The organism is Shewanella sp. S1-49-MNA-CIBAN-0167, from assembly GCF_040310145.1.
GTDB classification, from domain to species: domain Bacteria; phylum Pseudomonadota; class Gammaproteobacteria; order Enterobacterales; family Shewanellaceae; genus Shewanella; species Shewanella psychromarinicola.
In genome coordinates this window covers 1-8201 of the sequence record NZ_JBEOPO010000073.1, presented here as the reverse complement: position 1 = coordinate 8201, position 8201 = coordinate 1, and the positions used below count along the sequence as shown (strand labels likewise).

The following is an 8201-nucleotide window of genomic DNA, read 5'->3' as shown; positions in this document are numbered from 1 at the left end:
ACTTGCATGTGTTAGGCCTGCCGCCAGCGTTCAATCTGAGCCATGATCAAACTCTTCAATTAAAGTTTTTTGAAAACTCCACTCTTACAAGTAAGAACGAAGCTTTCGGCTCAATGAATTCTGATTGCTTAACCAACCGAAGTTGCTTAAGTCTTTGTACATATTACTATGAACATTCATCGTTGCATTGAGTTGAAATTTTTTGATTGCCAACATTCCGAAGAACAGAAGACAATTTCGAATAACTCAATAACTGTGAATGTCCACACAGATTACTTGATAAATTGTTAAAGAGCGTTGATGCTATCTTTCATGCATCGCCGTAAGACGCTAGGTCATTGGCTTGGGATGCGTATTTTACGCATTCCCTTTATGGCGTCAAGTGTTTTTTCAAACTTCTTTTTGCCTGTTATCAACACTATTAAGTAGTTGTAAATAACGCTAACCGGTTTCTGCTTTCGCTGTATGCCGTGTCAGTGGATGCGCATTATAGGCAGCTTGAGATTTAGTGCAAGCGCTTTTATTGATGAAATGTTTTGAATGTCGAACTTTTGGTCAGATCGATTCTTTTTTAACTTTTTTGTTCAAAGAACCGTCTTCACCTAAATCACAAAACACTTATTTTTGATATTTAAGTTGATTTCAAGCTCAATTTTTCAACAGTACTCTGGTTTATCTGGTAATTTTTAATTAGTATGTAATAGTATTTAACAGTTATTTATCATTTTTTTATTCATTAGAGATTATTTTATGCAGAAATCATTCGTGATTGTTTTGATTGCGGCGCTTCTTGGCGCTTTTGTTTTTTCTCAGTTTGGCGGCACACCATCTTCGGTAGCGTTTATTGCTGGTGTAGTCGTTGCGACGTTAATTTTCACCTTTATGCCATCTAGTGGTTCAAATTCTACAGAGGAACCGTATGTAGGTCCCACTATGACACTGTATGTTGGCAACTTGCCTTATCGTGTTCATGAGGGAGAAGTAAAAGCATTGTTCGGTGAGTACGGACCGGTTAACTCCGTTCGTCTAGTACGAGACCGTAAAACAGGACGCCGTAAAGGATTTGGGTTTGTTGAGATGTCTGAAGCGGGAGCACAGAAGGCAATGTCGAAATTAAACGACTACAGCTTTCAAGAACGCACGTTAAAGGTAAGAGAAGCTAAATCACAAGAATCTGATACAGAAAATAGCTAATCGTTATTGAGCAGGATTCTTAGCACTATTTAAACAGTGTTGTTAGTCGGTTATGGTTACCAGCGAAAAATCACCAAAACCATAATCGACTAATGTTGCTTTAAGCCCTTCGCTAATATCCTTGGTATAACACGCTTGTAATTGTTTACTTCCATCATTGTCTCTGCTCAGTAAAAACCTAACTCGCTTTGCTACTGCTTCCCCAGAATCTAATAGTGTTACGCCGCCACCAAGATAATAACTAATTTCTGACGCTATCATTGGGAAATGGGTACAGCCCAGTACCAGTACATCAATATTAGATGCCGCTATGGGAAATAAGATATCGTTCAGTTTATTTCTATCGATTTGCTGACGCGCCACATGTTGCTCAGCAAGTAACACTAAATCTGACGTACCAAATAATTCGACCTTGCAGTTTCCAGCAAACTGATTGATCAGCGCTTGAGTGTAATCTCGTTTCACTGTGCCCGGCGTAGCCAATAAACCAATGTGCTTTTTCTTCGATAACATCGCAGCAGGTTTTATGGCAGGAACAACACCCACGATAGGAATTGTTAATTGTTGGCGTAATAGCGGCAATACCAAAGTACTGGCGGTATTGCAGGCAACAACCACGATACTGGCATTAACACGTCGAGCATGATGGGTGATCAGAGCAACACATCCAGCTATTAACTCTTGCTCTGATAAGTTGCCATAGGGCAAGCGGGCATTATCAAATAAATAGCAATAATCATGCTGTGGCAGCTGTTTTCTAATTTCATTCATGACCGACAATCCGCCGATACCAGAATCAAATACTAAAATAGGTCCAGACAATAGGGGCTCCAAATATGAATATGCTCAGTTTTAATCGTCATGTCATTTTATACTTAGGCGCGTAATACTAGACATCAGCGTCATTTAGTATACTATTTGCGCCCTTTTTTACAGTCTTAGGTGGTCGATATGAATTTAGCTGCAATGGATCCTAAAAACTACGATGCACAATTACAACAAAAGCGCATCAAGCTAGAACAGGCCTTTGCCGATTTCAATCCACCAAAGCTTGAAGTCTTTGCTTCTGAGCCTATGCATTATCGCATGCGTGCTGAGTTTAGAATGTGGCATGAAGGTGATGACTTATATTACTACATGTTTGATAAAGCATTGAATGCTAAAGTGCGTTGCGATCAATATTTGCCAGCGGGGTTGATGATTAATCAAATGATGGCTGCATTAATCACCGAATTAACTCCCAATCCTGCGTTACGCTATAGGCTGTTTCAAATTGACTTTTTATCGACGTTAAGTGGCGAGATATTGGTCTCTTTGTTATATCACCGTCAGCTTGATGAAGAATGGCGCGAACATGCGACTCAATTAAAGGCAAAATTATCTGCTCAATTTAATGTCAGTATTATTGGCCGAGCACGCAAACAGAAAATCGATTTAGATAAAGACTATGTTACCGAAACACTTACAGTAAACGCTCAACGATTACATTATAAGCAGATAGAAAATAGCTTTACCCAGCCCAATGCTAAAGTATCCGTAAAAATGTTAGAATGGGCCGTTGATGCAACTAAAAACAGCCAAGGAGATTTACTTGAATTGTACTGTGGCAACGGCAATTTTACTATTGCATTGGCACAAAATTTCAATCGCGTTTTAGCAACCGAACTGGCCAAGCCTTCAGTTGATGCCGCTCAGTACAATATCGATATTAATAAAGTCAATAATGTCCAAATTATTCGTATGTCTGCTGAAGACTTTAGTGATGCGATGGCGAAAAAGCGTCAATTTAGACGTTTAGAAGGCATCGACTTAGACAGTTACGATTGCAATACTATCTTTGTTGACCCGCCTCGTGCAGGCATTGACCCTGAAACATTAAAGCTTATACAAGGTTATGAGCGGATTTTGTATATTTCATGCAATCCAGAAACACTGAATGACAATTTGTTAACCTTAGGCCAAACACATAAAATCACTCGCTTTGCGCTATTTGACCAATTCCCCTATACAGACCACATGGAATCAGGCGTATTACTAGAACGTAAGTAATGCAGATTAACTAACAAACAGGGCGCTAATGATTAGCGTACTGTTTGTTTATAAAGGCAGTTGATTAGGCTCTATTATCCATTTTATGTTGTAACGCTTCAGCACCAGTAGCGACCATCCGCAGTTGCAATACTAATTGGTCGGCCAACGCTCTACGTTCGCTACGTTTTGAATCCAACGCCGATGCTCCCGCATTAAATACCAAAATAACCAGCGCTTCAGCTTGAGCGCGCGCTAACACAGGTGTGCGGTTAGCTTGTGCTTCAGTGTAATGAGCAAGTTCAGAGATAAAGTGTTCAATTTCGCGCTCAACTGCAGCTCTAAATGCGGCAGAGGTACCTGAACGTTCATGTAACAGTATTCGAAATACGTTAGGGTTTGATTCCAACACTTCCATAAAAGTGTCAACAGAAATACGGATCACGCTACCACCGGCTTCTGCGCGTTGACGACCTTTACGCATCATTTGACGTAAGGTTAATCCGCCTTCATCGACCATGGTTAAGCCAAGCTCGTTCATATCTTTAAAATGGCGATAGAATGATGTGGGCGCAATACCAGCTTCACGTGCAACTTCACGTAAACTTAAGCTAGAAAAGCTACGCTCGGCACTGAGTTGATTAAATGCAGCATCAACTAATGCACGGCGGGTTTTTTCCTTTTGTTGTGCTCTTACGCCCATTTACTAATCCATTCAGTCAATATTAATTCACAGATAATACCGTTTTTACAACAGAAACACAGCCCTGTTAAGCTTGACCATGACTAGTTCTGTACGTTAAATTAGCGTACAATTGTACGCTCAACTTATTTATCCCTATTATTGGAACCCTACTAAATGAAAAAACCTCCAATCATTTGGCTTAATACCCTGTTATTTGCCATTACTTTTATTGGTGCTCTGGTGTTAATCCCTTGGCGTGGTTTTACCCATGGCTTTGATGGCATTGAATGGATTGCATTTGTTATTTTCGCTTACGCAAGTGGTCTATCGATTACTGCGGGTTACCACAGATTATGGTCACATAAAGCTTATAAAGCTCACTCATCGGTTCGTTTTTTATACGCACTAGGCGGAGCGTTAGCACTACAGAACAGTGCATTACATTGGTGTAGTGATCACCGCGTTCATCACAAACATGTTGATAATAATGATAAAGATCCGTATTCAGCCAAAATGGGATTTTGGTACAGCCACATAGGTTGGATGCTGCGCGAGTATCAAGCAAGCCGCTATAGTAACTATAATAACGTCCGCGATTTACAAAATGATCGTATCGTTATGTGGCAACACAAGCACTACTTAGCCTTAGTGATTTTAATGAATATAGGTTTACCAGCATTTATAGGCTGGTTGAATGGCGATATTTTATCAATGGTACTTATGGCAGGTTTATTGCGTCTAGTGGTAGTACATCACTGTACGTTCTTCATAAACTCATTGGCTCATCTCTGGGGCAAACAACCGTACACAGATAAAAATACCGCTAAAGATAATGCATTTTTAGCATTGCTGACATATGGCGAGGGTTATCACAACTTCCATCATATTTTCGAAAATGATTACCGCAATGGAATAAAATGGTGGGACTACGATCCAACTAAATGGTTAATCAAGCTAATGAACTGGTTTGGTTTAGCCAGTGATTTACGTAAAGTGCCACAAGAGCGCATTGAAAGTGCACGTTTGCAGATGCAACTTTTACAAGCACAGAATCAGGTTGCGCACTTACCTAACTGCGATGAAATAATCGAAAAATTTCAAGCAGAGTATGAGCTGATGAAGCAACACTTAGTCGACTATTATCAAGCGAAAAAGAGCTTGTTAGAGGCGAAACGCAAGCAACTTACAGATCACAATCTGAAACAACAAGTACAATTATTGCGTAACCAATTTCTTGAACAACAACGTAATTGGAAAAGCTTAACGGCTGCTTATACGTCATAATACGTAAATAGCATAAAAAAAGGTTACGTATAGCGTGACCTTTTTTTTAAGTAATCTCAACGAGTTCGAGTAAAAAGTTAATTAATCTCAGCTCTTAACCCATGTTGAGGTTTGGTAAATTGTTGGGCGCACTTGCTGTTACAACATTTGGCAGTTGGTCTGACTGCCATCGAAAAAGGGGCAATGCTCAGCGCCACTTTAGACCAAAAATCCTTAGGGAAAGTGGTAAGTACCCGCCCTTGTGGCTAAAGTTAACCCCCTCACTCCAGAGGCTAACAGGATAGTATCGCCGTCTGCTGAGTATTCAACAGTGTATTATCACTCATCTTTAACGTTAATGTTGTGGCTAACTGCGCTAATGACTGTTCAGATACCGCTAATAATAAATCGTGGTAGCTTCTCAATATATGAATCAAAGTACTTGATACCTAACCTATTTGACTCGCCAATTTTATTAATCTTAGCTTATCGATGTTCTCGGCTTTAAATGGGTCATCACCATCGCTCGCCATTTTTTTTATGTGTTCATGTGTATGCTCTTTGCGCCTTACCACGATAGTCGGCTCTCCGTCATATGGTCTCTATTGGTTAAAAAACTAGCCGCAACCAAAATAAAAATAATGCTCATAATTATCTTTTATTCTCGACTCTCGACACTGTCACGTTAATGACAGAGTAAAATACAAGATATTCTTACTGAGAAACATTATAATTGCTGCTCAATACGCCAGCGATAAATCAACTACCATGCCTGATCAAACAATTAAGCTCACCGAATATAGCCATGGCGCAGGCTGCGGCTGTAAAATTTCCCCAAAAGTATTAAGTACCATTCTTGCGTCACAACTCCCTGTGTTTACTGATCCTAACTTATTAGTCGGTAATCAAACACGTGACGATGCAGCCGTCTATAAGCTGAATGAACAAACTGGCATTATCAGTACCACTGACTTTTTTATGCCCATTGTGGATGACCCATTTACCTTTGGCCGAATTGCAGCAACCAATGCCATTAGCGACATATATGCCATGGGGGGAACGCCTATTATGGCGATTGCTATTTTAGGTTGGCCAATCAATCTATTAGCAGCAGAAATAGCCCAAAAAGTGGTTGATGGTGGACGTCAAGCCTGTGCCGATGCTGGTATTATGCTGGCTGGCGGTCACAGTATTGATGCCCCAGAACCTATTTTTGGTTTAGCCGTGACAGGACAAATCCCGCTCGAGCAAGTAAAGAAAAATAACACCGCTAAAGCTAACGATCGCCTATATATCACCAAACCGATTGGAATTGGCATTCTTACCACTGCGCAGAAACAAAAGAAACTGCGTGATGAAGACAGTCAAATTGCACCTAATGCGATGTGTCAGCTCAACACGATTGGTATTGATATCGCTAAAATTGTTGGCGTTAATGCCTTAACTGACGTCACTGGTTTTGGACTGGCTGGCCACTTAATTGAAGTGTGCCAAGGTGCAAAACTTAAAGCGAATTTAATATTATCCCAAGTTCCTTTGTTACCCAAAGTCAGTGATTACCTCGCTCAAGGTTGTATCCCAGGCGGTACCCATCGTAATTTTGACAGTTATAGCGAGTATTTACCGCCATTAACCGATGAACAGAAAGCCATTATCTGCGATCCACAAACCAGCGGCGGATTGTTAGTTTCTGTGAGTGCAGAGGCTGAAAATGAACTGAAAGTATTATTGGAAACCAATGGTATTGCCGCAACTTGTATCGGTACCCTCCATGAATATGAACCTCGCGCTGACGGATACGATATCCTTATGGAATTAAGCTAATGAGTGACGTCATTCCCAGCTCAGAATATGGCAGACTATTATTAGAAAATCGTCCGTTAATAGATGTCAGAGCACCCATTGAATTTTCCAAAGGTGCATTTAGTCACTCGATTAATTTACCGTTAATGCAAGATAGTGAACGCCAAAAAGTAGGAACATGTTATAAACAAAATGGCCAAGATGCTGCCATAGCGTTAGGTCATAGGTTAGTAAATGGTCCCGTTAAGCAACAACGTATAGATGCTTGGCTCGCTCAGTTGTCACAACATCCTGATAGTTATTTATATTGTTTTCGTGGTGGTTTACGTTCAACGTTATCACAGCAATGGATTAAAGAATCTGGCATAAATATCCCATATATTGAAGGGGGTTATAAAGCCATGCGTAATTTTTTAATCAATACTATCGAGCAGGCACCCAATCAATCTAAAGTGCTCATTTTAAGTGGCATAACAGGCAGTGGTAAAACGGAAGTTATCAACCAACGTGATGAGTCCGTCGATCTTGAAGGCATTGCCAATCATCGGGGATCAAGCTTTGGCAAAAATATCGATCCACAACCCAGTCAAATTAACTTCGAAAATAACTTAGGTGTGGCATTACTGAAGCATCAACAACAGCAACATAGCCATTTACTGTTAGAAGATGAAAGTATGCTTATAGGCAGGTCAGCCCTGCCTCATCATTTTTACAACGCCATGCAACAAGCGGATATTATCGTTCTCGATGAACCATTAGATGCGCGTTTACCGCGTTTATTGAATGATTATGTTGAACAAAAACTCGCTGATTATGTGTCTCACTTTGGTGAGCATGATGGTTTTGATGCATTTAGAGCTTATTTGACTCAAAGTTTATTGGGGATCCGTAAACGCTTAGGCGGTAAACAACATCAGCAATTACAGGACTTGGTTGACGATGCACTTGAGGTACAACAAAGCCAAAATGATACCAGTAAACATCTAGACTGGATAAACCTGTTACTCGATATTTACTATGACCCGATGTACCAATACCAACTTGAAAAGAAAAATGACAGGGTTGTCTTCCAAGGGAGTAGGCAAGCGATACACCAATGGCTAGATACTCACAAGTCATAAGTCATTTCAAAAAAATGCCCTCTAGATGAGCAATGCCGATCGTTTAAGAGCACTTGACCGATCCTGCAGATGAAAGATAATCCCTACCAGTATTCTGGTGGGGATTT

Annotated in this window: 7 protein-coding genes and 1 rRNA gene; 5 read left to right on the top strand and 3 right to left on the bottom strand. The window is 40.4% G+C overall.

All coding sequences use genetic code 11. From position 1 onward, the window contains the following. Nucleotides 1-62, bottom strand: a 16S ribosomal RNA gene (locus tag AAEZ00_RS20215); the annotation flags it as partial. A 688-nt stretch (nt 63-750) separates the two neighbouring features. Between AAEZ00_RS20215 and AAEZ00_RS20210 the strand changes: the two genes are divergently transcribed. Beyond that, on the top strand, nt 751-1194 hold the full coding sequence (locus tag AAEZ00_RS20210) for an RNA recognition motif domain-containing protein (protein WP_101033675.1): 444 nt from the start codon (nt 751-753) through the stop codon (nt 1192-1194). Nucleotides 1195-1236: 42 nt separating this feature from the next. Here AAEZ00_RS20210 and murI read toward each other — a convergent pair whose 3' ends face one another. Further along, nucleotides 1237-2016 carry a glutamate racemase gene (gene murI, locus AAEZ00_RS20205; protein WP_101033673.1) on the bottom strand — a complete coding sequence of 260 codons (780 nt, stop codon included), beginning with the start codon at nt 2014-2016 and terminating at the stop codon, nt 1237-1239. 129 nt (nt 2017-2145) lie between these two features. On the opposite strand from murI, the gene trmA reads away from it, so the two are divergent. Beyond that, nucleotides 2146-3243, top strand: coding sequence for a tRNA (uridine(54)-C5)-methyltransferase TrmA (trmA, locus tag AAEZ00_RS20200; protein WP_351077755.1), 1098 nt, complete (start codon nt 2146-2148; stop codon nt 3241-3243). Between the two features lie 64 nt (nt 3244-3307). Here trmA and fabR read toward each other — a convergent pair whose 3' ends face one another. Beyond that, nucleotides 3308-3925, bottom strand: a complete 618-nt coding sequence (fabR, locus tag AAEZ00_RS20195; RefSeq protein WP_101033668.1) for an HTH-type transcriptional repressor FabR — start codon at nt 3923-3925, stop codon at nt 3308-3310. A 156-nt stretch (nt 3926-4081) separates the two neighbouring features. On the opposite strand from fabR, the gene AAEZ00_RS20190 reads away from it, so the two are divergent. The 3 genes from AAEZ00_RS20190 to mnmH all read left to right on the top strand — a co-directional run bounded on the left by AAEZ00_RS20190 (nt 4082) and on the right by mnmH (nt 8094). Then, nucleotides 4082-5191, top strand: coding sequence for an acyl-CoA desaturase (locus AAEZ00_RS20190; RefSeq protein ID WP_101033666.1), 1110 nt, complete (start codon nt 4082-4084; stop codon nt 5189-5191). 747 nt (nt 5192-5938) lie between these two features. Continuing rightward, a complete protein-coding gene (gene selD / locus AAEZ00_RS20185) occupies nt 5939-6994 on the top strand; it encodes a selenide, water dikinase SelD (protein ID WP_124012997.1) in 1056 nt (351 codons plus the stop codon). Next, the gene (mnmH, locus tag AAEZ00_RS20180; RefSeq protein ID WP_124012996.1) at nt 6994-8094 is read left to right on the top strand and encodes a tRNA 2-selenouridine(34) synthase MnmH; all 1101 of its coding nucleotides are present in this window, start codon (nt 6994-6996) and stop codon (nt 8092-8094) included. The genes selD and mnmH overlap by 1 nt, the downstream gene beginning before the upstream one ends. Nucleotides 8095-8201: the final 107 nt, after the last annotated feature.